The sequence below is a fragment of the Gracilibacillus caseinilyticus genome, from assembly GCF_022919115.1.
Lineage (GTDB): Bacteria > Bacillota > Bacilli > Bacillales > Amphibacillaceae > Gracilibacillus > Gracilibacillus caseinilyticus.
This window is the reverse complement of record NZ_CP095072.1, coordinates 2869080-2894886: the sequence shown is the minus strand read 5'-3', so window position 1 is coordinate 2894886 and position 25807 is coordinate 2869080. Positions and strand designations below refer to the sequence as shown.

The following is a 25807-nucleotide window of genomic DNA, read 5'->3' as shown; positions in this document are numbered from 1 at the left end:
TACAATTTACGGATCGTGTACCACAATCACTTTTTCCATTATCATCAATTGTTTGTTAACTTGTTTTAATTTAATCACACAAGGATTTATCTTCTTATAAATCTATTCATGTGTCAAGTCTTTTGTTAAAATCCCTTTCCAGCCATCTTTTACCTATAGTGTATACAGGGCATGCGCGGAATGTTCATCTAATGCGAAATGCCTTAATTATTTTGTCGTATATCTTGGCTTGACACGAGGATTTCTCGTTGTTTACTTCCATTTTGTCCAGAAATAATGCCGTTATCCTCCATCATGTCAATTAATCTTGCTGCTCGATTATAACCAATCTTGAAGCGACGTTGTAATAAGGAAGCACTTGCACCATTATAATCCATAACGAACTGGATTGCTTCCGAATATAGCTCATCTGTTTCTTCACTTGCTGTAGTATGCTGAATTAGCTGCTCCTGCTCAAATAGATAATTTGGACTAGCCATTTGTTTAACATAGTTGGTGATCCTTTCTATTTCATCGTCAGATACAAAAGCGCCTTGAATCCGTTTCGTATCACTTGAGCCACTTTCAACAAACAGCATGTCGCCTTTACCGAGTAATTTCTCTGCTCCACTGTTATCTAAAATCGTTCGTGAATCTACTTGAGATGAAACACTAAACGCAATTCTAGTCGGTATATTCGCCTTTATCAATCCTGTAATAACGTCGACTGACGGTCTTTGCGTAGCAATAAGCAAGTGAATCCCACATGCTCTTGCTTTTTGGGCAATTCGGCAGATAGCATCTTCAACATCCTGAGGTGAAGTCATCATTAAATCAGCCAGCTCATCGATGACAATGACCATATACGGAAGATGATCCTCTGGTCGATTTTGCTGTTTCATTTTTTCATTAAAACGATTAATGTCACGCGCACCTTCAGCGACAAACTTCTCATATCTGTCTTCCATTTCTGCTACTGCCCATTTAAGAGCAGCTGTTGCAGCTTTCACATCAGTAATCACTGGAGATACGAGGTGTGGAATGTCGTTATATGGCGTTAACTCCACCATCTTGGGATCAATCAGCAGAAATTTCACTTCATGATGATTTGCTTTGTACAATAAACTAATCAAGATAGTATTAATGCATACACTTTTCCCCGATCCAGTTGCCCCTGCTATCAAACCGTGAGGCATTTTCTTCAAATCTGTTACAACCGATTGTCCTTCGATATCCGCACCAAGGGCAACGGTTAACGGAGATGATTGATGCTGAAACGCATCACTTTCCAACATTTTTTGTAAAAAGACTGGTTCAGATTGCTCGTTCGGTACTTCTATTCCTATTGTGTTTTTACCTGGTATCGGTGCTTCCATACGTATATCTTTCGCCGCTAGATTCAGCTTAATATCATCCGTTAAATTCTTAATCTTACTAACCTTAACACCTGGTTCGGGCTGTATTTCAAACCTGGTGACAGACGGTCCTTGTGTAGCATCAACAACATTGGCTTTTATATTAAAATAGCGTAAAGTTGTCTGCAGTTTCTGTGACTGCTCTTCTACCCATGTTTCATGATTGTGCGACACTTCCTCGACGTCATTAAGTAAATGAAATGGCACAGATCTTTTTATATCACTATTAATATCACTATTAATATCACTATGAGGTTGTTCCACATGATCGGACTGTCCTTGCACAGGCTTTTCAGGTTGTACCGGCGTTACAGGTTGAACTGGTTGCTGCTGCGGAGTCTCATTTTTTACCTGCTGTCCCTTTGTTTGTCTTTTTTGATCATGGTGCCATTTATCTCTCGGCGTCATCATTACATTTAATGGTCTTACTTTACGATCAGATCTTGTTTTTTGCCTTTTTTCCATTACTTTTGATAACTGAACTGTTTTTTGATCATTTGGCTGCTCATTTTCTTTTGGAAGCGGTGACTCATCCAGAACCGGTTCTTCTATCACTGGTTCATTTTCCCGTTCTTCATCAGCTAACTCATTTGTATTGGAATCTGTTGTAAGATCTTTCCCGACTAGCAAATCTTCTTTTTGCTCTTGGTCGGCTTGCATATTTAACATATCTGATTTATCTGGCTCAGGGTTTACTTCATTTTGTGTCACTCGTTCCGTTGTTCGATTTATCCGGGGACGGAATCCATGTATCGGTGAAGGAATTTCTTGCACTTTAAACGGTTCGTGCCTAACCTCTGATTCCGTTTCTCTTTGTTTGTACTGTTCTTTATTTTTGTATTCTTTATTAGTATGTACAGATTGACGTTTCTGTCTAATTTCCGTATTGTTACTTTTTGGATATTGATAAGCCATTTTTGTTTCGATCGATTTTCGTTGAACGATAGCATCATCCTGCTGTTTTACTTGTCTTCTGATCTCGGGCTCTTCTTCATCAAATAGATGTTCCCATTTCTTTTTAATATTTTTCCACATCGTACGTTCACGCTCGCTTCCTTAAAAATGTACGATTTTGCAATCGAGAACCTTCTTCTTATTTTATCATGAAAAGACTGGTTGTAATAGCTTATTTTTTTTACCAAAAAAGTCATGTAAACATGTAAAGAACCTCTGTCATAAGACAAAGGTTCTAAAATTGAAATTCACTGCCAACTTCGTGATCTGCTGGCAATACATAAATTCCTTTCTCCTGTGGAGCATTAGGCAGCCCTAATTCTTTCTGCGAACAAATCATTCCAGCTGAATCAACCCCTCTTAGCTTCGTAGGTTTGATCTCCATTCCACTTGGCATGATTGCACCGACCTTGGCAACAACCACTTTCTGTCCTTTATCAACATTCGGAGCTCCACAAACAATTTGTAATTGTTCTGAACCAACATCTACCTGACAAACTTTGAGTTTATCGGCATTATCATGTTGTGCAATATCACTGACATAACCAACGACGAATTTAGGAGAAAGATCGATATCAAGCTTTTCAGGTACATTGTTTTGTTCAAATGTCTTAGCTATTTCACTTACAATGTCATCCGTCAGTTTTATCTTGCCATTTATTAACGATGAAAAGTAGTTCGATGCATGAAAAATGTTATAGCCAACTATTTCATTGCTTTCTGCATCGACAATTTGCACGACGTCTTGATAAGTCTGATAGCTTACTTTCTCACTATTCTTTAGCGGAAATAATAAAACATCTCCAATACCTTGTTGATTATAATATACAAACATTTGCTTGTTCCTCTCTTAATTTTTTGGTTTGTTTTTCGCTAAAATGAAGATAGGTTCTAAATGTTTATCCTCATAAACGAATGGTAAGGAAGTGATTGGTACCCGGCCTTCTGCGAAAAACTTCATATTCATTTGTGCCATAATATCATAGCCTGTTTCGTTTTTGATATCTGCAACGATCAGCACATCCTGGTGTGGTACTGCAACTACCACTTCACCTAACGCATTAGCAGCCATTTCTTCTAGAAAAACTTCATTCAGAATTCTGCTGGCATCATAACCGTCCTGTGAAGCGATGAAATAAAAATCATTCTCTGCTACCGTATCTTTTTTATAATCCACAGACAGTGACCGGATGTTAAAGAGCGAGACTTCTTTTAGTCTGTCCAATGACCATCCCTGCTCCTCCAGCATGTTATTATCTATTAATTGATAGGTAGTACCTAAGTCCAACGCATAATATACGTTTGTTTCGGCAGTATGTTCCGTGTAGACAAGTTTTACACCGGATTTGGTTTTCTTAGGGAAAGATGTCGCACGGATTACTGGATAAATGTGACTTTCTTTTCCTTCTAATTCATGCTCTTCGTTCATCATTTTTAATGATTCACTGACATGAAACTCCAATTCTTCCAGGGCAATATCCCCTCTTCTTTCAAACTTTGCAATGACATTAGGGATATTGATCGATACACCTTGTTTCGATTCCTTCCATTCTACACGGTAGATATTTTTATCTCTATTATAAGAAACGTTCCATTCATCACGTTCAAATAATTCATCGAGTTTTCTTTTCATTTGTAATGCATTTATTTTCATATCCTTCGTCCTCCTTCTTACGGAAGAAAACACTAAAATGTATTGTAACACTTTTTGTAGCAAATGAAAAATAGCATGCTGTGCAGATGGAATATTTTTTGGATCAAGCATTGTTTTGTTACCAGACACAAAGAGAAGCTAGCCTAAACCCGTTTAACTTAAGAATCTTAAGCTCACCTATAATACGGATTATGTCAACTAGACATTTTATCGATATGACTATTTTGAAATGTTTTATGTGCAAGTAGATCGCTCCGGCCAACCACTCCGCATCCAGCGGGCACGGCTTCAGCTAACTTTGTGAAGAAAAACACTTCACAAAGTGGATTTTCAGCTCGCGCTGTTCCTGCAGGAGTTTCCGTGGTTGGCCTGCGCTAATGTAAGTATTCTACAACTAAATGTATGATTCAGCATTTAGTCGTTATCGATAAGTAACAATCAATAATAGCATCGGGAATTGCAAAGACATAATGCTTGGTACTGCTGCAATTAACTGTCACTAACGTTGTAGCACTTCCTTAAGCGTAGGAATATGCGGAGACTCCCGTGGGGCATATTTCCGGAGCTTTGCTAAGCAGATAATAGATATCAAAATTACCATTATTTCATAAGACTCTACTTTACATAATCCGTATTATAAGAACCCATACTTAATCGTGAGCATAATGCATCTACAATTATGACTGTGATTATATATTTACTTTTCACGTCAAATACACTGTATACTTTTAGCAAGTTCCAAAGGTTTACTTAATTTTTGTACATTTTTAACCTACGCTAACTCGAGTTTTTTCATCACTTACATTTTCAAACATATAAAGAAAACCGAACATAACGCGTAGGTCGTTTGATGACATTTCGTGGTATGTTCGGCTTTTGTTGGACTGGAATATCCCTGTTGCTTTCGTTGTTTTACGACAAACCTTGAATAAACTGTTCGATTTGCTCTTGTGTTTTTCTGTCCTTACTGACGAAACGCCCTAATTCTTCTCCATGGTCATATGCCACAAAGCTTGGTATGCCAAAAATATCATTGGCAACACAAATATCAATAAATTGATCTCTATCCACATATACGAATAGATAGTCAGAGAATTTCTCCTCTACTTCTGGTAAGATTGGTTCAATTACTCGACAGTCTGGACACCAATCTGCTGAGAATAGAAAAATAACTTTTTCTTCGCCCTTTAATTGATGATATTCTTGTTCTGTCTTTAATGTTCTCATTATTTTTACGATGCTCCCATCTCTTCTACATATGCAAGTGAATTAGCCATATTCATCATGGAATTCACATTTTCTGTTAATTCTTGTTTTGTGCTGATAGTAGTCACTTTCACTCCACCGACACCAAGTTGTACCTCAAATTGATCATCACGTTCTGTAATATTAATATAACCAAATCGATCTTGATCTTCAAATGAAACAAGCTTGTCATGATCTTCCATTTCCATTGCTGCTTCATAATTTAATTTACTCGTATCCGATTCCAATTTATTATAAAACAGAATGTAAGTTTGATTATCTTTGGTTAATATCACATTATTCTGTGATTGTTCTTCTACTTCAAAACCTTCTGGTACAAATAAAGAGAAATGATCCAGCTCTTCATTAGGTTCTTTTATTTCTTGTTCAAATTGATTTTCTGCTGCATCAACTGCTTCAGTTAAGACTTCTTCTGTTGGTTCAATAGACCATATACTCATAGCTATGACGAAAATGAGCAATATCGAAACAGTAAGAAATCCAAATTTCTCCATTCTCATAATAAATCCTCCTGAATTTTAGTCCTATTTACCCCCTTTACTATCATACTATTTTTTGAAAATTTCACAAGAGAAAAATTATGCCATTTATTCAGACTTTGTAGAATATGCTAGTTGGCCAGCTAACAATTTCACTACATGGCTAAACATTTCCTTTCTGGATACCCACTCATTGGTGAAAATACCAATCGCACCTTGATGATGTCTGATATTTTGCATCTTTGTCCATTCTTTCATGACATGTCCAAGTTCTCCCCCATTCATGACGGCCTCTGCGATAACATCTGGTAGCGGAATTCTTGCACCACTAGCAACAAACAATTGATGGTCAGGTGTGACAAGTGCTCCCCAATTGCAAAGATACAATTGGTCACTGATTGGCATCACCCCACCCTCCAGACCAACGCCATAACCATCTTCAATGTACAGTCTGCTTGCTTTTGCGCGGTTGATAGCACCAGCAAGTGTTTCTTCATCACTCTTGGGCTGAGAATCCACCTTGGAATCTACATCAGCTCCGATCACTTCTGCCTCTGAAAAGACATCCTTAACGGCATTCATTTTAGCTTGATTAAACGTACCTGTTACGATCTTCATCTTTGTTACCCTTCTCTGATCGTATCAACAGTGGATTGATCTGTAGCTTTAATTAACTTCAGCAGCAACTCTTTAGCCGCCTGATAATCATCGACATGAATGATTGATGCATGTGTATGGATATACCGGGAACAAATCCCCACTACTGCTGATGGCACACCTTGATTCGATAAATGCACACTACCTGCATCTGTTCCACCCTGTGATATAAAATACTGATATGGTATTTGGTGTGTTTCTGCTGTATCCAATACAAAATCACGCATGCCATGATGGGTAATCATAGAACGGTCAAATATCCGAAGCAGTGCCCCTTTTCCTAACTGACCAAATTCTTTATCATCGCCAGACATGTCATTCGCAGGTGAGGCATCCAATGCATAGAAAACATCTGGCTGAATCATATTTGCAGCCACCTTGGCACCGCGCAAACCTACTTCTTCTTGCACAGTAGCACCACTGTACAAGTCATTCGGCACGGTTTGACCCTGTAATTCTTTTAATAACTCAATAGCTAAACCACAGCCATAACGGTTATCCCATGCTTTGGCCAAAATCTTCTTCTCGTTTGCCATCGGTGTAAATTCAGATACCGGGATAATCGATTGTCCCGGTTTGATACCCATTCTGATAACATCTTCCTTATCATCAGCACCTATATCGATTAACATATTCTCTTGCTTCATCGGTTTTGATCGTTCAGCGGCTGTTAAATTATGTGGTGGTATCGATCCAACTACACCGATGATTGCTTTTTCGTCAGTATGTATTTCCACTCGTTGTGATAACAATACTTGGGACCACCAGCCCCCCAAAGGCTGAAAACGGATCATGCCGTTTCCTGTAATTTGTGTCACCATAAACGCCACTTCATCCATATGGCCAGCAACTAACACTTTTGGTCCATTTCCTTTTTTGTGACCAAAGACACCACCGAGACGGTCTCGTACCAATTCATCTGCATATTTCGTTAATTCTTGCTTCATAAATGCACGAACCTGATGCTCATTACCTGGTGCACCTGGTAATTCCGTTAAAGTTCGAAATAATTGTAATGTTTCTTTATTCATCATACGTCATCCTTTCTAGTAATCACTATACCATGATTCATCTTTAATCGAAAAGCAAATACACTGAGTTCTTGGAACATGTATTGGCATATTACTTGCATTTTCTTACATATTATTCTTATGATGAATATACATAATTTTTCATTTTATAAGGATGGAGTGAAAAAATGAAAAGAAAAAGCATATTTTTTGTAACTATTGCATTTATTGCTGGTTACATACTGGGTAAACAATTAGATCAAAAACAGAAGTTAAAACCGGAGAACGTTTTGAAAATGGTTAAAACTAAATATCAAAAGCAATACGAGGTTAGTGGCTCCTGGATCTATATGAAACCAGAATTGTATCAAAAAAATAATATCCAATATGATGTCTACCATGGCGGTATAACCAAACAAATAGATGGTAAAGACATTCCGTATGAATTTTTTGTAGATGCCTATACAGGTACATTGATCGAAATCTTTCCTCAACATGGGTAAACTTACTTATGTGATCCATTTATTCAATATTTCTTTTTAGCGGGAAATGCAGCGGCTCCAAAGTCACGCTTTTTCCGCTATTTCATTTTCAATTAGAAAAATTCGGAGACTAAATACCTTAATTGTATGTGAAGCTACCTATTAAAACGGATTATGGAAAGTGGAATTGTATAACATTTTAGCCATTTTGAAATGTTTAATTAACGTAACAAAGCTCCGATTTTCAGCTCGCGCTGATACATGCGGAGTCTCCACATATTTCCTACGCTTAAAGAAGAGCTACAACGTATGGTACAGCTAAAAGCAGTGGTGCTAGGTATTATGTTACGAATTCATTATTTATGTACAATTAGTTATGGATCAAAATGCTAGCTCTTACAATAGTTGTAGAGTACCTATCCTAGCGTAGGCCAACCACGTAGACTCCCGAGGGACGTGCAGGTGCTGAAGATCCACTTTGTAAAGCGGTCTTCTTTACAAAGTTAGCTTCAGCCGTGCCCCGCAGGACGCGAAGTGGTTGGCCGGAGCGGCATCATACCACTAACAGCATTTCAAAACAAACACAATGCTGGTGACATAATCCGTATTATCAGAATCAATCCTTTCTCCCATTCATGCTTACTACACTCGTAAAAAAGCGGAAACACAATTGATTTGTAAATCACTGCATTTCCGCCTTCAACTATTTATTTTGGGAATGAAACGCGACAGCGATAAATCGGCTGCCCTTTTGCTGAGAATTTCTCCTCATATTCTGTCATCACATTCATCGGATCATCCAATTGATGCAAGTCAAAAGTTACTTCTTCTAATGTGCAGCCAAATTGGGATAAACTAACTAATGAATATTCAAACAGCCCACGGTTATCAGATTTCATCACCAATTGCCCACCAGGTTTTAGAATTTGCTGGTATTGTGATAAGAAAGTATGAAAGGTTAACCTTCTTTTTTCGTGACGATTTTTTGGCCATGGATCTGAGAAATTCAAAAATAGTTGATCCACTTCGTTTTCAGCAAATATCTCCGTTAATTTTTCAGCATTTTCATTTATAAACGTTACATTGGAACGCCCTGTATTTTTCACTTTCTCTACTGCCGAGACAATGATACTTTTCACCAATTCCATTCCTACAAATTGAACCGAAGGATAGTTGGCAGCCATTCCATCGATAAAACTCCCCTTACCAGTTCCAATTTCCAAGTGAATTGGTTTGCCATCACTTATCTCTTGCTTCCAATTCCCCTTACGTGATGCTGGGTTTAATTCGACAATAGCTGTATTTTCCTTTAAAAAATCATCTGCCCAAGGTTTATGTCTCGCTCTCATGTTTCCGCTCCTTTTGAGAAGTGTCTAGTTTATAGTTTGTCTGTCCTTATTTTCGATCATACATAAACTTGGCTTTTGCCAGTTTAGAAGCAAAAGCCAAGTTTATTGTCCATCGTATAAAATTACTCCAGCTCGTTATACTAAAATTAAAGGTGGGGTTTATAACATGTCGTTAAATATCAATAATCAATTAGATTTATTACATGATCTTTTAAGCCTTCATGCGGAAGAATGCTGTGGCAGCACTTCCGAATGTGAGCAAATATCAAGAATAATTAGATCTCTTCAAAAAAATCCATCGCTTCCCAATAATGAACTGAGTCAAATATTAGAGGGTATTGATCAATATGGCTCACAGGGAGCAACTTCAACAAATTTAGATGACCATATTACGAGCTACCAGTCCGATATTGAACAATGGTTACAGGTAATTAAAGATTCCAATTATTGATTTGATCAAGAAGCTGATTCAATTCATGCAGATGCGAATTAGCTTCTTCGTTATGATAACCATTTTCGGCCCAAACATAGCCAATAATTTCTTCAATAATTAAATACCAATGCATCCGTTGCATAAGATGACGACTGTTTTCAATTCCATAATGAGCCAGCCATTGCTCCCAATCCTCTTGCGGTATATAGGACTGTAAAATACGGCCGATATCCATTGCTGGATCTCCAACACGCGCATTATCCCAATCAATTAAATAAAGCTCTCCATTGTCAGAAAGCATCCAGTTATGATGGTTTAAATCACAGTGACAAACGACCTGCTGATCATAGTAAACATCAAATAAGCGTTTCTCTAAATATTTTAGCGATTTATATATGGTTAGTGAACGACGCGCCTGTTTGCTTCCTTGCACGAACTGTTTCACTCTCACTAACGTTTGATCTGGGTTGATCGTAGATTTCTCAATACGCAATAACATGTCTAACAATTCAGAGGAATGATGGATTTTACTTAACAATTTAGCGACTTTAGGGTGCTGCATTTCTTCAATATTTAAAGCTTTTCCGTCCAGCCATTGTTGAGCTGTAACGACATCACCATTCTCTAAACGTTTCGTCCAAACTAATTTAGGAACAATACCCTGAGCCGATAAAACAGCTAAAAATGGAGATGAATTGCGTTTTAAGAATAATTTCTTCTGATCCGATTGGGCATAATAAGCCGCGCCTGTTGAACCGCCCGCAGGTATAATTGTCCAATCTTCACCTAGAATGTGTTCCAAAGCTGTCACCCTCAATTCCTCTTGATAATCTGTTAATCTCTTTCTCTCTCTAAAAAGGGACTAGTATTAATAGATTAACGCAAAATAAGGTATAATTTCAAGAGAAAATTTAATTTTCGACAAAAAATATTAATATTATTGTCTATTTCATAAAATTTGTGTCGATTCTTCCTGTTGCCATTCCGGTCTGCGAACCGCTACCGATTCACAATGTTTTAATAAGGCATCCGCTACTTTTAACTGTTGATGCTTTAATGGTGTATATAATGTTTGCTTTTGCTTTAGCCAGTTTTCATGCTGATTAGCATCTACATATTTCGTCCGATAGGGCTCTGTTTGAGAATCTATTGTATTGGTACGTGACAGGATCACTTTCTTCACTGGATAATCCAACCCGTATTTTTTTAGAATACTGTGAACAATAGTTTCCGTTCTTTTTACAGCAATCATAGGACTAAGAACCTTACTCTGAACATTGAATTCATCCACATACCATGTTCTTGTATCATTGGGAATAATATGTTGAGTGCTTGATTTTTCGATTAGTGTTATGATTTCTATTTCTAATGGACTAATTAATATAATTTCGCCTTCTATTGGACCATTCTTCAATTGAAAAACAGGCATATATAACAGTAAATGTGTATCCGGTATACGTTGCAGAAAATATTTTAACAGGAAATCCTGATTGTAGGTTTTATCGATAAATGACATTCGATCAATCGTTGTCGAAGCCCATTTTAATTGAAAAGGAAATAACGCGTCCAGGAAATATTGTTTTAAAGCTTCTTCTGTCTTAGGAAGAATCTCGACCTCATCTGACTGATTTTCAATCTCAGAACGACTGTTAAAGAACGAACGCCACTTAGAAAAATAACTGTCCTGAGGCTCCTCCTGATTTGCTTCAGCCGATACATTGTATAATAACTGGTCCTGCCAAAGTTGTTTAAGCCGGTTCCAGTTTTCCGTTTTCAATCGAGAAAACTGGCTGGGATAATGAAAAATATTTCGCTCATACCGTGAAATATAGTTATCAAGTTTTATTAATTGTGACAACTCTTCACCTCCATTCAAACTGTCGCCACACATGATATTTTGGCTTCTTTTCCGGATTAATTTTATAAATGACTAGTTTGGTGATCGTAACTTTTTTAGATCCGGTTGGTTCAAGCAAAACTTGCTTATTCAATATTGGTGTAGCTGTAGCCCATTTTTTTGCTAATGTTATATGCGGAGTGTAAGTTCTCTCATTTATTTTGACATATGGAGAAATGGCTGTAGTTACATGTTGATGTAATTGCAAAATGCTATCGGATTTCTCTACGCCCACCCACAAAACTCGTGGCATATCTGCTTTACCGAATGTAGCTAAACCTCCGATTTCAATCATAAATGGTGCTACATTGATTTTTTCTAATTGCGTGCGGATGGCTAATAAAGTCTTTTCCGTTACACTCCCTAAAAATTGCAGTGTGATATGAAAGTCATCAGGATGCACCCATTGTTTATAAGAAACATGTGGTACCAGCCGTTGTTGAATTTGATATAGCCAGTCTTTGGCAGAATGATCCAATTCAAGTGCAATGAAATAATGTCTATCTTGATAGGAAGACATGAGGTCAACTCCTTACAATTTCCTCAAACGTATCTTGGTCACAAATGACATATAATTCTGCATCATCAGGAAGTGGCTGATCTAACATGCGATTAATGTTTAATTGATGACGGTCAGACACTAAAGTGGCCCCTTGTTTTAACAAAGCTTCAAAAGCATCTCGATACGTTTTCCACTCAGAAGAATTCGGAACTTGAAATAGATCGTCCCCTTCTGAACGTCGCAGCAACTGTCCAAAAATATTGGAAATCCCATTTTGAAATGCAGATCGAACGAATAACGACGAAATCGTTTCGTTTGAAATAATAAACTCATCTATCTTCATATATTGGAAATTCTTAATGTGGCTTTCCTCCATTATTTCCACGATTGTATGAACTTCAGGTGCCATCTCTTCTATAGTAGAGGCAATCAGCAATGATTTACCGTCTGCCAGCTGCCCATCACGTATCGTATCATCAGCAAAAACAAGTACAGATTTAGCCTCTTTAATATTTGCTTTTTCGAGTGGCACTTTTTCTGATGCATTTCCTTTTATGTAATAAATATTTGAATCCAATAGAGGTGCTTTTTCGAACTGATCAATAATAATAATTTCTATATTCTCGTTTGTTGCCAGCATTTCTTTAATAGCAAAGTTTGCCTTCTGTGACCATCCGATAATAATATAATGCCCTTTCCCTTTATACACGATATCACCCTCTTGTCGTTTTTTTCGGTAGATCGCTAAACCGTCAATAATTTTCCCGATCACTACTCCAATAAGTCCTATACCAATAACATATAAAAACAATGCAAGCCATCTTCCTGCTATCGTTACCGGATATAAGTCACCATATCCTACTGTTGTTACAGTTGTCATGACCCACCAGAAACCATCAAAAAAGGTGTGAAACGTCTCTTCCTCAAGAATAACAATTAGCCAGGACGCTCCAACCACAAGAAAAATACTAGAAAAAAATAATAAATAATTCGGAATTTTTATCACTTTTTTAAGTACCTGCTTCAAAATATACAACCCGATCACCTCCGAAATTTTATAAATTATCTGTAAATTCGTAGCTTAATTGTAGAAAAATTTTTTATTCAAGTGTAAAATAATAAGTACATCATGAATATACTTTAACAAAGTTTCACTGAATACTTTGAAGGAGTGATTTTTTGAGTCAATCAACCACCCGCATGCTAACTCGTGTGAAGGCCGTATATTTGTTCATTAGAGAGAATGGTCCAGTCACGACGAGTCGAATTGCAGAAGAGTTTGGTATTACAGATCGTACCGTGCAGCGAGATCTACATTTGCTAGCATACAACGGGCTTGTAAACAGTCCAAATCGGGGAAGTTGGAAAATCACAAATAAAAAAGTGAAAATATCTTAAAAATTCATGACTATATATCCTTTACCAGTATAATTCCTATACTGGTATTTTATTTCTGCTGTAATTGCTGCCATTCCTCTTTCGTTAATTCCCGATATTCTCCTAGCTTCAAATCTTCATCCAGCTGAACATTTCCCATCGCAACTCGTTTGAGATACAACACTTTGTTATCAAGTGATTCGAACATTCGTTTAATCTGATGAAACTTGCCTTCTGTTATCTTGATTTCTACTTCCTTATCTTCTATCCTTCGAAGTCCCGCCGGCTTTGTGACATACCCGCCGTCTAACGTAATTCCTTTTTCAAACAATTGTACATCGTGATCTGATATATCTCTATCCAGTTTAGCGATATACGTTTTCGTAATATGTTTGCTAGGTGATAATAAATCGTGTGCGAGCTGTCCGTCATTGGTTAATAACAGTAATCCTTCTGTATCCTTATCTAAGCGGCCAACAGGAAAAGGATCTAACACCTTATCCCGTTCCGCAATCAGATCGAGCACCGTCATTTGCTTACTGTCCTCTGTTGCTGACAAATAGCCTCCTGGCTTATTTAACATGATATAGATATATACTTTATATTCGATGATTTCGCCGTTATAAGCGATCTCATCCTGTTCAGGTTCAATATGCATGTCAGCCTTTCGGACAACTTGGTTATTGACGGTAATCTTCTTCTTTTTCACGTATGTTTTTACTTCTTTTCGGCTTCCATAACCCATATTTGCCAAAAACTTATCCAGTCGGATAATCCAGCACCTCCTCTATTTATCTGCCAAGCAATCGGTCTATGATTGCAATTCTTCTTCCTGTAATGCGTTCGAACAATGTAGAGGCATACCCTAAATATAAGTACACCCCTCCTCCAATACTGACTCCAAGTATCATCACGATTATGGTATGACTGCGAACAGTTTGATAATCGAGGAATAAACCTAATATAAATTTAATGATCATAATGACAATGATCATGACCGTTGTGAAAATTAACATTAAAAACGATAACTTATAAAATTTGCGATAATTGATATCAATTGATCGCTTAATTTGCCATAAATTCAGCAATACCGCAATAGTGGTCGAAAGCATGGTAGCAATAATCGCACCTTTTGCCATAAATATCTGTATAAATAATGAGGTCAACAAGATTTTTGTTAATAGACCCGCAGATAAACTAATTAATGTAAAATTCTGTCTTTCGATCCCTTGTAAAATCGATGACGTTATCGTAAATAAACCAAAAGTTATCGCTAATGGCGTGTACCAGGCAAACAAGGAACCCGTGATATCCAGCTGATCCATTCCAAACAAGGAACCATATATCGGATCAGCAAGTATTGCTAGTCCTGCCACTGCCGGTAAGACAAAAAACATTATAATTTGTAAGGCTTGATTAATTTGTCCTTTTAATTTATCCATTTGATTTGTATTATACGCTTTAGATATTTCCGGGATGAGCGCTAATGACATCCCTGTTGCAATGGTAACAGGGATGATCACTAATTTATGGCCTTGACTAGCAAAAGCAGAAAAGGCAGTATCAGCAATGTCTCCCTTCCCGATTTTCTCCATCGCATGGTAAAATGTAAATTGATCGATTTGTTGATATAACGGTATGGCAATCCCGACCAATACAAAAGGGCCTGAGTATCGGAATAATTCCTTAAACATTTCCTTAATAGGAATATCATTAATTTGTTGTTGCTGTTCGACAGCCTTATCTAAAACTGGCTTGCGTTTTTTCCAATAAATGATTAAGACAACCCATGCTGCAATTGCTCCGATAAAAGCAGAAAAGGTTGCAAAATTAATGGCAGTTGGTATTTCTTTATCAAAAATAAATAGTACCATAAACACCGAACAAATGAGAAAGACAACTCTAGCTATTTGTTCGATCACCTGTGATACAGATGTTGGTCCCATCGAGTTATTTCCTTGAAAGAACCCTCTCATAATTGACATTCCAGGGATAATGATAAGAGCAAAACTAACCATTTTGATCGCTGATGTTGCATCATCAATAGTTATATTTTTAGAACCGTCTGCACCTAATGTCCATTTTGCAAATAGTTCTGCACCAAAAAACATGATCAGAAAAGCAATAAAACCGGTGATAAACATTAACAGCGTTCCAACTCTTAACATTTTCATACTTGTATAATAATCATCAATTGCATTGTACTTGGCTACATATTTTGAAACTGCCATCGGTACACCGACAGTTGCGACGCTTAACATAATCGTATATGGTGTATAAGCGATTTGATACAAAGACATTCCCGTTTCGCCCACCATATTGGTTAAAGGAATAACGACAATCATTCCTAGAAATTTCGATAAAAAACTTGCTACTGTCAGCAAGAGCGTTCCACGGAGGAAATTAGAGCTTGACATACATTCACCTTAATTCTTTTAGATAGATAACGTTATTATTTTAACATAGCAAAGGTCTGAATGTATAAATATTCGACAGATAATTTGTGAATCTGACGCAATTAAGATAAACTTTTCATACAGTAATTTTTCGGAAGGAAGTAGAACTATGAATACAGATGTTACAGTAATTGGTGGAGGTCCCTCCGGTTTAATGGCTGCAATAGCTGCAGCTGAACAAGGAGCCAACACCCTATTAATAGATAAAGGCAGTAAATTAGGCAATAAATTAGCGATTTCTGGCGGAGGCAGATGTAATGTCACCAACCGCCTGCCAGCAGATGAAGTCATCAAGCATATACCCGGAAATGGCCGATTTTTATACAGTGCATTCTCCATTTTCGATAATTATGACATTATCGACTATTTTGAAGGCTTAGGCGTCGCTTTAAAAGAAGAAGATCACGGTCGCATGTTTCCTGTCAGTGACAAAGCAAGCGATGTTGTTAATGCTCTTCTCGAGCAATTAGACAAGCTCCATGTGACTGTACGTAAAAACACAACAGTTAAAGCAATCGATTACGGAGAGAAAGAGCATCAGATCATTTTAGAAAACAAAGAAAACATAAAGACAAAAGCTGTAATCATTGCTGCCGGAGGTAAAGCTGTCCCTCACACTGGCTCAACAGGGGATGCGTATCCATGGGCAAAAAAAGCCGGACACACCATCACTGAATTATACCCAACAGAAGTACCGATCACGTCTAATGAATCTTTTATCCAAAAGCGTATATTACAAGGTACCTCTTTAAGAAATATTGGTCTCTCGGTTTACAATCATAAGGGCAAACAAATTATTGAACACAAAATGGATATGTTATTTACACATTTTGGTATTTCGGGACCAGCAGTTTTACGTTGTTCGCAATACATTGTAAAACAATTCATGAATGGAGAAAAAGCAGTCAATGTGAATATTGACGCACTCCCAGATCAAACCAAACATAAACTCACAGAGCAACTAACACAGACAATGCAGGAAAACCCGAAGAAAACATTCAAAAATACAGTAAAAGGTCTAGTACCAGAGCGATATCTCGACTTTCTTTTAGATAGAAATGAGATATCACTCACTTTGAAAAATGCCAATATTTCCAGGGAAAAATTTGAAGATTTTATAGATGATTTAAAGGGATTTTCATTTTATGTGCATAGTAGTCTGCCATTGAAAAAAGCATTTGTTACTGGTGGTGGTGTTTCTATTAAAGAAGTAGTTCCTAATACTATGCAATCAAAATTGATGAACGGTTTATATTTTTGTGGTGAAGTACTTGATATTCATGGATATACTGGCGGTTATAATATCACATCTGCTATGGTAACTGGGCGTGTAGCAGGGATGCATGCTGCATGGGAATCATTGAGTTAAAAGAAAAGTGTAGACACATGTTGTCTACACTTTTCTTTTCGAGTTAATTTTTATTCATTGGAGTCCTATTTATGACCATTTCATATTAAATTCTTGAAAAAGTAGTCATAAGATGTATTCTTATGACCATTTTTTCTTTTTCCTAATGAAGTGTTCGTAAGATCCACTCTTATTGACATTTTTCTAATACAAACACATTTTACCTTACAGATTATTGATGAATTAAATAAATTTGCTCTTTCCTTTTAACAGTGGTTTTTAATATGTAAAAATCCCTTAGTCTATTGACTAAGGGATTTAACTGCCTGGCAACGTCCTACTCTTGCAGGGGCGCGAGCCCCAACTACCATGGGCGCTGAAGAGCTTAACTGCTGTGTTCGGCATGGGAACAGGTGTGACCTCTTCGCTATCGCTACCAGACCAACAAGGATGTTGGTCGATCGATGTTGTCACATGGATGTGACGATTTTAATCGATCATCCTATATTATTACATGGGTTTGCACCCTAAAAACTAGATAAGACAAGAGACAGACATCAACGAACCGTTGCACATCAGAAACATTTGTATAGATAAGTCCTCGATCTATTAGTATTCGTCAGCTTCACATGTCACCATGCTTCCACCTCGAACCTATCAACCTCATCGTCTCTGAGGGATCTTACTCACTTACGTGATGGGAAGTCTCATCTTGAGGGGGGCTTCATGCTTAGATGCTTTCAGCACTTATCCCTTCCACACGTAGCTACCCAGCGATGCTCTTGGCAGAACAACTGGTGCACCAGCGGTGTGTCCATCCCGGTCCTCTCGTACTAAGGACAGCTCCTCTCAAACTTCCAACGCCCACGACGGATAGGGACCGAACTGTCTCACGACGTTCTGAACCCAGCTCGCGTACCGCTTTAATGGGCGAACAGCCCAACCCTTGGGACCGACTACAGCCCCAGGATGCGATGAGCCGACATCGAGGTGCCAAACCTCCCCGTCGATGTGGACTCTTGGGGGAGATAAGCCTGTTATCCCCGGGGTAGCTTTTATCCGTTGAGCGACGGCCCTTCCATTCGGTACCGCCGGATCACTAAGCCCGACTTTCGTCCCTGCTCGACTTGTAGGTCTCGCAGTCAAGCTCCCTTCTGCCTTTGCACTCTGCGAATGATTTCCAACCATTCTGAGGGAACCTTTGGGCGCCTCCGTTACATTTTAGGAGGCGACCGCCCCAGTCAAACTGCCCACCTGACACTGTCTCCGAACCGGATCACGGTTCTGGGTTAGAAGGTCAATACAGCCAGGGTGGTATCCCACCGGCGCCTCCACGTAAGCTAGCGCTCACGTATCTCAGGCTCCCACCTATCCTGTACAAGCTGTACCAACATTCAATATCAGGCTACAGTAAAGCTCCACGGGGTCTTTCCGTCCTGTCGCGGGTAATGCGCATCTTCACGCATAGTATAATTTCACCGGGTCTCTCGTTGAGACAGTGCCCAAGTCGTTGCACCTTTCGTGCGGGTCGGAACTTACCCGACAAGGAATTTCGCTACCTTAGGACCGTTATAGTTACGGCCGCCGTTTACTGGGGCTTCGGTTCAACGCTTCGCTAATGCTAACGCATCCCCTTAACCTTCCAGCACCGGGCAGGTGTCAGCCCCTATACTTCGCCTTACGGCTTCGCAGAGACCTGTGTTTTTGCTAAACAGTCGCTTGGGCCTTTTCACTGCGGCTTCTCGCAAAAGAAGCACCCCTTCTCCCGAAGTTACGGGGTCATTTTGCCGAGTTCCTTAACGAGAGTTCTCCCGATCACCTTAGGATTCTCTCCTCGCCTACCTGTGTCGGTTTGCGGTACGGGCACCCTTTTCCTTGCTAGAGGCTTTTCTTGGCAGCGTGAAATCCGGAACTTCGGTACTATATTTCCCTCCTGATCACAGCTTGTGATTGCCAGACGGATTTGCCTATCTGACTCACTTACTGCTTCAACGCACACATCCAGTGGTGCGCATTCCTTATCCTTCTGCGTCCCCCCATCACTCAAACGGAATTGGGTGGTACAGGAATATCAACCTGTTGTCCATCGCCTACGCCTTTCGGCCTCGGCTTAGGCCCCGACTAACCCTGAGCGGACGAGCCTTCCTCAGGAAACCTTAGGCATTCGGTGAAGAAGATTCTCACTTCTTTTTCGCTACTCATACCGGCATTCTCACTTCTAAGCGCTCCACCAGTCCTCACGGTCTGACTTCGCTGCACTTAGAACGCTCTCCTACCATTGATCGTAGATCAATCCGTAGCTTCGGTGATACGTTTAGCCCCGGTATATTTTCGGCGCAGCGTCACTCGACCAGTGAGCTATTACGCACTCTTTAAATGATGGCTGCTTCTAAGCCAACATCCTGGTTGTCTATGCAACGCCACATCCTTTTCCACTTAACGTATACTTTGGGACCTTAGCTGACGGTCTGGGCTGTTTCCCTTTCGACTATGAACCTTATCACCCATAGTCTGACTCCCAAGGTAATATGATTGGCATTCGGAGTTTGACTGAATTCGGTAACCCGGTAAGGGCCCCTAGTCCAATCAGTGCTCTACCTCCAACATACATGCCTTGAGGCTAGCCCTAAAGCTATTTCGGAGAGAACCAGCTATCTCCGTGTTCGATTGGCATTTCACCCCTACCCACACCTCATCCCCGCACTTTTCAACGTGCGTGGGTTCGGGCCTCCAGTCAGTGTTACCTGACCTTCACCCTGGACATGGGTAGATCACACGGTTTCGGGTCTACGACCACCTACTAAAACGCCCTGTTCAGACTCGCTTTCGCTGCGGCTCCGTGTCTTCCACTTAACCTTGCAGGGGATCGTAACTCGCCGGTCCATTCTACAAAAGGTACGCCGTCACCCATAAAAGGGCTCCGACTACTTGTAGGCACACGGTTTCAGGTTCTCTTTCACTCCCCTCCCGGGGTGCTTTTCACCTTTCCCTCACGGTACTGGTTCACTATCGGTCACTAGGGAGTATTTAGCCTTGGGAGATGGTCCTCCCGGATTCCGACGGAATTTCACGTGTTCCGCCGTACTCAGGATCCACTCCGGAGGAAACACATTTTCGACTACAGGATTGTTACCTTCTGTGATGGGCCTTTCCAGACCACTTCGTCTAATGTATTTCTTTGTAACTCCAAAGGAGTGTCCTACAACCCCAAAAAGCAAGCTTTTTGGTTTGGGCTAATTCCGTTTCGCTCGCCGCTACTCGGGAAATCGCGTTTGCTTTCTCTTCCTCCGGGTACTGAGATGTTTCAGTTCCCCGGGTCTGCCTCATTTATCCTATGGATTCAGATAAATGTTCTACTCCATGACGAGCAGAGGGTTTCCCCATTCGGAAATTCTCGGATCAAGGCCTACGTACGGCTCCCCGAGACATATCGGTGTTTGTCCCGTCCTTCATCGGCTCCTAGTGCCAAGGCATCCACCGTGCGCCCTTCTTCACTTAACTATACTTACTTTATTTCAATGAAAAGCGAGTTGGTTATTGTTTGATGTCTTGTCATCAGTTTCGTTTCCACAGCTGTCAAGCAGTTGCTTCCACGTCCTGATTACTCTTATCTAGTTTTCAAGGTACAAGTTCAAGAGAGTATTGATCTCTCAAAACTGAACCAAACAACCAAGTATGATTTGTCACCTTGTAAAAGGTGTTCCTAAAATCCTTAGAAAGGAGGTGATCCAGCCGCACCTTCCGATACGGCTACCTTGTTACGACTTCACCCCAATCATTGGCCCCACCTTCGGCGGCTGGCTCCAAAGGTTACCCCACCGACTTCGGGTGTTGCCAACTCTCGTGGTGTGACGGGCGGTGTGTACAAGGCCCGGGAACGTATTCACCGTGGCATGCTGATCCACGATTACTAGCGATTCCGGCTTCATGCAGGCGAGTTGCAGCCTGCAATCCGAACTGAGAATGGTTTTATGGGATTTGCTTGACCTCGCGGTTTCGCTGCCCTCTGTACCATCCATTGTAGCACGTGTGTAGCCCAGGTCATAAGGGGCATGATGATTTGACGTCATCCCCACCTTCCTCCGGTTTGTCACCGGCAGTCACCTTAGAGTGCCCAACTTAATGCTGGCAACTAAGATCAAGGGTTGCGCTCGTTGCGGGACTTAACCCAACATCTCACGACACGAGCTGACGACAACCATGCACCACCTGTCATTCGGTCCCCGAAGGGAACTCCCTATCTCTAGGGACATCCGAAGATGTCAAGACCTGGTAAGGTTCTTCGCGTTGCTTCGAATTAAACCACATGCTCCACCGCTTGTGCGGGCCCCCGTCAATTCTTTTGAGTTTCAGCCTTGCGGCCGTACTCCCCAGGCGGAGTGCTTAATGCGTTAACTGCAGCACTAAGGGGCGGAAACCCCCTAACACCTAGCACTCATCGTTTACGGCGTGGACTACCAGGGTATCTAATCCTGTTCGCTCCCCACGCTTTCGCACCTCAGCGTCAGTTACAGACCAGAGAGTCGCCTTCGCCACTGGTGTTCCTCCACATATCTACGCATTTCACCGCTACACGTGGAATTCCACTCTCCTCTTCTGCACTCAAGTTCCCCAGTTTCCAATGACCGCTTGCGGTTGAGCCGCAAGATTTCACATCAGACTTAAGAAACCGCCTACGCGCGCTTTACGCCCAATAATTCCGGACAACGCTTGCCCCCTACGTATTACCGCGGCTGCTGGCACGTAGTTAGCCGGGGCTTCCTCGATAGGTACCGTCAAGGTGCCGCCCTGTTTGAACGGCACTTGTTCTTCCCTAACAACAGAACTTTACGATCCGAAAACCTTCTTCGTTCACGCGGCGTTGCTCCGTCAGACTTTCGTCCATTGCGGAAGATTCCCTACTGCTGCCTCCCGTAGGAGTCTGGGCCGTGTCTCAGTCCCAGTGTGGCCGATCACCCTCTCAGGTCGGCTACGCATCGTTGCCTTGGTGAGCCGTTACCTCACCAACTAGCTAATGCGCCGCGGGCCCATCTGTAAGTGATAGCCAGAGGCCATCTTTCAACATTCCTTCATGCGAAGCAATGTATTATCCGGTATTAGCCCCGGTTTCCCGGGGTTATCCCAATCTTACAGGCAGGTTGCCCACGTGTTACTCACCCGTCCGCCGCTCGTTCCACTAACGTCCTCCCGAAGGATTCAGTTAGCTTCCCGCGCTCGACTTGCATGTATTAGGCACGCCGCCAGCGTTCGTCCTGAGCCAAGATCAAACTCTCAATAAAGTTGACTTGCGCTCGCTTCTATAAGCTAGCTTGTTTATTAATTTCATACTGGTTGTTTTGTTCAGTTTTCAAAGATCAACGTGTTCAAATCGCCCATTGAAGCGACAAATAAATTATAGCAAATAGCTTAATTAATGTCAATAAGTTTTTGTTGTTTCCTTATGAGGCGACTCAAATAATATTACAGATATATTATTAAAAAGTCAACAACTTTTTTTCAAAAAACTTATATAATCGTATATATATACAAATACTTTTATTTTTCCCTATATAGTTCACCATCACCCGGCTGCTTATGATTATGGAATTAAACAAAAGAGCTAACATTAAACGAACGACCGCTTCTATAATAAAGCAGTCGTTCGTTTTGTGTTAATTAGCTACAATATTGACTAACTTTCCAGGTACAACAATAACTTTTCGCACTGTCTTTCCTTCGATACGTTCCTTAATAGTTTCATCTTCCAAAGCTTTCTTTTCAATTTCTTCTTTTGATGCGTTCTTATCCACCATCATTTTCGCTCTCACTTTACCCATAATTTGAATGACAATTTCCACTTCGTTCTCCACTAACTTCAATTCATCATATGTTGGCCACTGTGCATAAGCTAGTGTATCCTGATAGCCTAACAACTGCCATAATTCTTCTGATAAGTGAGGCGCAACAGGCGATAGCAATTTCACTAACCCTTCCACATAGCTACGCGGAATCTTATCAACCTTATATGCTTCGTTTACAAAAACCATCATTTGAGAAATCCCTGTATTAAAACGTAAATCTTCAAAGTTTTGCGTTACCGTTTTTACCGTTTCATGATAGACCTTCTCTAAAGCATCTGTTCTGTCTGCATCTGTTATTTTATCAGAAAGCGTGTTATCATCTGTAACAAACAAGCGCCACACGCGATCTAAAAAGCGGCGCGCGCCATCTAAACCATTTGTACTCCAAGCAACAGATGCGTCTAGTGGTCCCATAAACATTTCGTATAATCTAAGGGTGTCGGCTCCATGTGTTTGGACAATTTCATCTGGATTCACAACATTACCTTTTGATTTACTCATCTTTTCATTGTTTTCCCCTAGAATCATTCCTTGGTTATACAATTTTTGGAACGGCTCTTTCGTTGGTGCAACTCCGATGTCATAAAGGAATTTATGCCAGAAACGAGCATATAGCAAGTGCAACACCGCGTGTTCTGCACCACCAATATATACATCTACAGGCAACCATTCTTTGAGTGCTTCGTAATCTGCTAACTGTTCGGAATTATGAGGGTCTACATAGCGTAAAAAATACCAGCAGCTACCAGCCCATTGCGGCATAGTATTCGTCTCACGGCGACCTTTCCTACCCGTTTCAGGATCAACCACATTAACCCACTCATCAATGTTCGCCAAAGGGGATTCTCCTGTACCAGAAGGTTTTATCTCAATTGTTTTTGGTAAAACAATTGGTAACTCATCTTCAGAAACTGCTGACATAGAACCATCTTCCCAATGAATAATCGGAATTGGTTCTCCCCAATAACGTTGACGGCTGAACAACCAATCACGCAGACGATATGTTACTTTACGACTTCCTACATTCTTTTCTTCCAACCAGTCGATCGCTTTACTAATAGCATCTTCTTTATTCAACCCATCTAAAAACCCTGAATTAATATGTTTACCGTCTCCTGTGAAGGCTTCTGCTTCTATATTTCCTCCTTCCAGAACAGGAATAATGTCTAAACCGAATTTCCTGGCAAACTCAAAATCTCGTTCATCATGAGCAGGAACCGCCATGATCGCACCTGATCCATATGTCATAAGTACGTAATCCGCTACCCAAATAGGTAATTTTTTACCGTTTATCGGATTAATCGCATATGCACCGGTAAAGACACCTGATTTATCCTTGGCAAGATCCGTTCTTTCCAAATCACTCTTTGTTTTCACCTTATCTATATATGCAGTTACATCTTGTTGCTGTTCATTTGAAACGATTTTATTCACTAATGGATGTTCAGGCGCAAGCACAGCATATGTCGCACCGAATAACGTATCAGGTCTTGTAGTAAAAACAGTGAAATCATTTGGATAGTCCGCAATTTCGAACGTAACTTCAGCCCCTTCTGAACGGCCAATCCAATTTCGTTGCATATCTTTAATACTTTCCGGCCAGTCCAGTTCATCAAGGTCTTCTAACAGTCGATCAGCATAAGCAGTAATTTTCAGCATCCATTGTTTCATCGGCTTACGTTCAACAGGGTGACCACCACGTTCACTCTTACCATCAATAACTTCTTCATTAGCAAGTACCGTTCCCAGTGCCGGGCACCAGTTTACCGGAACTTCATCCACATATGCTAAACCTTTTTCATACAGTTTTAAGAAAATCCACTGTGTCCATTTATAATAGTTAGGATCTGTTGTATTTACTTCTCTATCCCAATCATAGGAAAAGCCCAAGTCTTGAATTTGACGGCGGAAAGTTTGAATATTCTGTTCAGTAAAAATCGCCGGGTCATTACCGGTATCCAACGCATACTGTTCAGCTGGTAAGCCAAATGCATCCCATCCGATTGGATGCAGCACTTCAAAGCCCTGCATACGTTTCATTCTTGATAAAATATCAGTCGCTGTGTAGCCTTCAGGGTGGCCTACATGTAATCCGGCCCCTGATGGATACGGAAACATATCCAACGCATAAAACTTATCTTTATTTGATTGCGTGTTGGTTGCAAAAGTCTTATTGTTAATCCAATATTTGCGCCATTTCTCTTCTATCTTGTTATGGTCAAATGACATTTCCTACTTCCTCCTTAAACAATTAACTAAAACGCGATCATATGTTCTTAAACGCAAAAAAATCTCCCTTATCCCAAAATGGGACGAGAGAGATTCCCGCGGTACCACCCAACATTAGTGTTGTTAAACACTCACTTAACATCCTTAACGCGGATTACGACAAAAGCTACTATTCCTTCACTTTTGTAACATCAGAGGCGAGTTCACAAAAGAACAGGAATGGCTCGCACCTACCGCCATCTCTCTTAACCTGTTTCTTCTATTACTATTCCTCTTCATCGTTCATACATATATATGAGTACGTTTGTTTTATCTTCTATACTTTCTGATAGTTTAAAGAAATGTCTGAAATTTGTCAAGAAACTCTCACCCGCAGACATCCATAAACGTAATATCGCATGCCTAATCAGAACCGATTCACCGCCGGCCAATCATTTTGCGTCCTGTGGAGCATATTTCCTGAGCTTTTGAGCTTTGTTA

The 25807-nt window shown here is 40.3% G+C and carries 19 protein-coding genes, 3 rRNA genes and 1 other annotated feature; of the genes, 4 read left to right on the top strand and 18 right to left on the bottom strand.

The features are described from left to right. Positions 1-203 precede the first annotated feature (203 nt). The 7 genes from MUN88_RS13595 to MUN88_RS13565 all read right to left on the bottom strand — a co-directional run bounded on the left by MUN88_RS13595 (position 204) and on the right by MUN88_RS13565 (position 7435). Positions 204-2429: a DNA translocase FtsK gene (locus tag MUN88_RS13595; protein ID WP_244715910.1), complete on the bottom strand. Its 2226-nt coding sequence runs from the start codon at positions 2427-2429 to the stop codon at positions 204-206. Positions 2430-2583: 154 nt separating this feature from the next. After that, positions 2584-3183, bottom strand: coding sequence for a YtpR family tRNA-binding protein (gene ytpR / locus MUN88_RS13590; RefSeq protein ID WP_244715908.1), 600 nt, complete (start codon positions 3181-3183; stop codon positions 2584-2586). A 15-nt stretch (positions 3184-3198) separates the two neighbouring features. After that, positions 3199-4002 carry a DUF1444 domain-containing protein gene (locus MUN88_RS13585; RefSeq protein WP_244715906.1) on the bottom strand — a complete coding sequence of 268 codons (804 nt, stop codon included), beginning with the start codon at positions 4000-4002 and terminating at the stop codon, positions 3199-3201. A gap of 912 nt (positions 4003-4914) precedes the next feature. Beyond that, positions 4915-5229, bottom strand: a complete 315-nt coding sequence (locus MUN88_RS13580; protein ID WP_244715904.1) for a thioredoxin family protein — start codon at positions 5227-5229, stop codon at positions 4915-4917. A gap of 5 nt (positions 5230-5234) precedes the next feature. Beyond that, positions 5235-5768 (bottom strand): hypothetical protein, encoded by a 534-nt coding sequence (locus MUN88_RS13575; RefSeq protein ID WP_244715902.1) that lies wholly within the window; start codon positions 5766-5768, stop codon positions 5235-5237. An 87-nt stretch (positions 5769-5855) separates the two neighbouring features. Continuing rightward, complete coding sequence (locus MUN88_RS13570; RefSeq protein WP_244715900.1) at positions 5856-6365, bottom strand: DUF84 family protein; 510 nt, start codon at positions 6363-6365, stop codon at positions 5856-5858. Positions 6366-6370: 5 nt separating this feature from the next. Further along, positions 6371-7435, bottom strand: coding sequence for a M42 family metallopeptidase (locus MUN88_RS13565; RefSeq protein ID WP_244724529.1), 1065 nt, complete (start codon positions 7433-7435; stop codon positions 6371-6373). A gap of 167 nt (positions 7436-7602) precedes the next feature. On the opposite strand from MUN88_RS13565, the gene MUN88_RS13560 reads away from it, so the two are divergent. Further along, positions 7603-7917, top strand: a complete 315-nt coding sequence (locus MUN88_RS13560) for a PepSY domain-containing protein (RefSeq protein ID WP_244715898.1) — start codon at positions 7603-7605, stop codon at positions 7915-7917. A 686-nt stretch (positions 7918-8603) separates the two neighbouring features. Here MUN88_RS13560 and trmB read toward each other — a convergent pair. Continuing rightward, a complete protein-coding gene (trmB, locus tag MUN88_RS13555) occupies positions 8604-9245 on the bottom strand; it encodes a tRNA (guanosine(46)-N7)-methyltransferase TrmB (protein ID WP_244715896.1) in 642 nt (213 codons plus the stop codon). 166 nt (positions 9246-9411) lie between these two features. Between trmB and MUN88_RS13550 the strand changes: the two genes are divergently transcribed. Then, positions 9412-9696: a YtzH-like family protein gene (locus MUN88_RS13550; RefSeq protein WP_244715894.1), complete on the top strand. Its 285-nt coding sequence runs from the start codon at positions 9412-9414 to the stop codon at positions 9694-9696. Here the strand turns inward: MUN88_RS13550 and MUN88_RS13545 are convergent. From MUN88_RS13545 to MUN88_RS13530, 4 genes are all read right to left on the bottom strand, one after another. After that, positions 9677-10480 carry a phosphotransferase gene (locus MUN88_RS13545; RefSeq protein WP_369809994.1) on the bottom strand — a complete coding sequence of 268 codons (804 nt, stop codon included), beginning with the start codon at positions 10478-10480 and terminating at the stop codon, positions 9677-9679. The two genes, MUN88_RS13550 and MUN88_RS13545, sit on opposite strands and share 20 nt — an antisense overlap. A 147-nt stretch (positions 10481-10627) precedes the next feature. Continuing rightward, a complete protein-coding gene (locus tag MUN88_RS13540) occupies positions 10628-11536 on the bottom strand; it encodes an NERD domain-containing protein (protein ID WP_244715890.1) in 909 nt (302 codons plus the stop codon). A 4-nt stretch (positions 11537-11540) separates the two neighbouring features. After that, a complete protein-coding gene (gene thpR, locus MUN88_RS13535; protein WP_244715888.1) occupies positions 11541-12095 on the bottom strand; it encodes an RNA 2',3'-cyclic phosphodiesterase in 555 nt (184 codons plus the stop codon). Positions 12096-12099: 4 nt separating this feature from the next. After that, complete coding sequence (locus tag MUN88_RS13530) at positions 12100-13113, bottom strand: potassium channel family protein (RefSeq protein WP_244715886.1); 1014 nt, start codon at positions 13111-13113, stop codon at positions 12100-12102. A 143-nt stretch (positions 13114-13256) separates the two neighbouring features. Between MUN88_RS13530 and MUN88_RS13525 the strand changes: the two genes are divergently transcribed. Then, a complete protein-coding gene (locus tag MUN88_RS13525; RefSeq protein WP_244715884.1) occupies positions 13257-13475 on the top strand; it encodes an HTH domain-containing protein in 219 nt (72 codons plus the stop codon). 49 nt (positions 13476-13524) lie between these two features. Here MUN88_RS13525 and MUN88_RS13520 read toward each other — a convergent pair whose 3' ends face one another. Both MUN88_RS13520 and MUN88_RS13515 read right to left on the bottom strand, forming a co-directional pair. After that, positions 13525-14163, bottom strand: a complete 639-nt coding sequence (locus MUN88_RS13520) for a 16S rRNA pseudouridine(516) synthase (RefSeq protein WP_369809887.1) — start codon at positions 14161-14163, stop codon at positions 13525-13527. Between the two features lie 82 nt (positions 14164-14245). Next, entirely contained in the window at positions 14246-15871 is a 1626-nt protein-coding gene (locus MUN88_RS13515) for a putative polysaccharide biosynthesis protein (protein WP_244715882.1), read from the bottom strand. Between the two features lie 148 nt (positions 15872-16019). Between MUN88_RS13515 and MUN88_RS13510 the strand changes: the two genes are divergently transcribed. After that, complete coding sequence (locus MUN88_RS13510) at positions 16020-17279, top strand: BaiN/RdsA family NAD(P)/FAD-dependent oxidoreductase (protein ID WP_244715880.1); 1260 nt, start codon at positions 16020-16022, stop codon at positions 17277-17279. A gap of 303 nt (positions 17280-17582) precedes the next feature. Here the strand turns inward: MUN88_RS13510 and rrf are convergent. The 4 genes from rrf to leuS form a co-directional block, all read right to left on the bottom strand. Then, positions 17583-17699, bottom strand: a 5S ribosomal RNA gene (rrf, locus tag MUN88_RS13505). Between the two features lie 148 nt (positions 17700-17847). Beyond that, positions 17848-20759, bottom strand: a 23S ribosomal RNA gene (locus tag MUN88_RS13500). Between the two features lie 215 nt (positions 20760-20974). Then, positions 20975-22537 (bottom strand): 16S ribosomal RNA (locus MUN88_RS13495). The 16S, 23S and 5S rRNA genes sit together here, the layout of an rRNA operon. 372 nt (positions 22538-22909) lie before the next feature. Beyond that, the gene (gene leuS, locus MUN88_RS13490) at positions 22910-25327 is read right to left on the bottom strand and encodes a leucine--tRNA ligase (RefSeq protein ID WP_244715878.1); all 2418 of its coding nucleotides are present in this window, start codon (positions 25325-25327) and stop codon (positions 22910-22912) included. A gap of 76 nt (positions 25328-25403) precedes the next feature. Further along, positions 25404-25615 (bottom strand) — a binding site (T-box leader). Between the last annotated feature and the right edge of the window lie 192 nt (positions 25616-25807).

What these genes read in the sequence shown, in the direction of transcription:
- MUN88_RS13565 (WP_244724529.1), bottom strand. Translation starts at nt 7,435, where the DNA reads ATGAATAAAGAAACATTACAATTATTTCGAACTTTAACGGAATTACCA.
- trmB (WP_244715896.1), bottom strand. Translation starts at nt 9,245, where the DNA reads ATGAGAGCGAGACATAAACCTTGGGCAGATGATTTTTTAAAGGAAAAT.
- MUN88_RS13595 (WP_244715910.1), bottom strand. Translation starts at nt 2,429, where the DNA reads ATGTGGAAAAATATTAAAAAGAAATGGGAACATCTATTTGATGAAGAA.
- MUN88_RS13580 (WP_244715904.1), bottom strand. Translation starts at nt 5,229, where the DNA reads ATGAGAACATTAAAGACAGAACAAGAATATCATCAATTAAAGGGCGAA.
- MUN88_RS13570 (WP_244715900.1), bottom strand. Translation starts at nt 6,365, where the DNA reads ATGAAGATCGTAACAGGTACGTTTAATCAAGCTAAAATGAATGCCGTT.
- ytpR (WP_244715908.1), bottom strand. Translation starts at nt 3,183, where the DNA reads ATGTTTGTATATTATAATCAACAAGGTATTGGAGATGTTTTATTATTT.
- MUN88_RS13575 (WP_244715902.1), bottom strand. Translation starts at nt 5,768, where the DNA reads ATGAGAATGGAGAAATTTGGATTTCTTACTGTTTCGATATTGCTCATT.
- MUN88_RS13560 (WP_244715898.1), top strand. Translation starts at nt 7,603, where the DNA reads ATGAAAAGAAAAAGCATATTTTTTGTAACTATTGCATTTATTGCTGGT.
- thpR (WP_244715888.1), bottom strand. Translation starts at nt 12,095, where the DNA reads ATGTCTTCCTATCAAGATAGACATTATTTCATTGCACTTGAATTGGAT.
- MUN88_RS13550 (WP_244715894.1), top strand. Translation starts at nt 9,412, where the DNA reads ATGTCGTTAAATATCAATAATCAATTAGATTTATTACATGATCTTTTA.
- leuS (WP_244715878.1), bottom strand. Translation starts at nt 25,327, where the DNA reads ATGTCATTTGACCATAACAAGATAGAAGAGAAATGGCGCAAATATTGG.
- MUN88_RS13585 (WP_244715906.1), bottom strand. Translation starts at nt 4,002, where the DNA reads ATGAAAATAAATGCATTACAAATGAAAAGAAAACTCGATGAATTATTT.
- MUN88_RS13515 (WP_244715882.1), bottom strand. Translation starts at nt 15,871, where the DNA reads ATGTCAAGCTCTAATTTCCTCCGTGGAACGCTCTTGCTGACAGTAGCA.
- MUN88_RS13510 (WP_244715880.1), top strand. Translation starts at nt 16,020, where the DNA reads ATGAATACAGATGTTACAGTAATTGGTGGAGGTCCCTCCGGTTTAATG.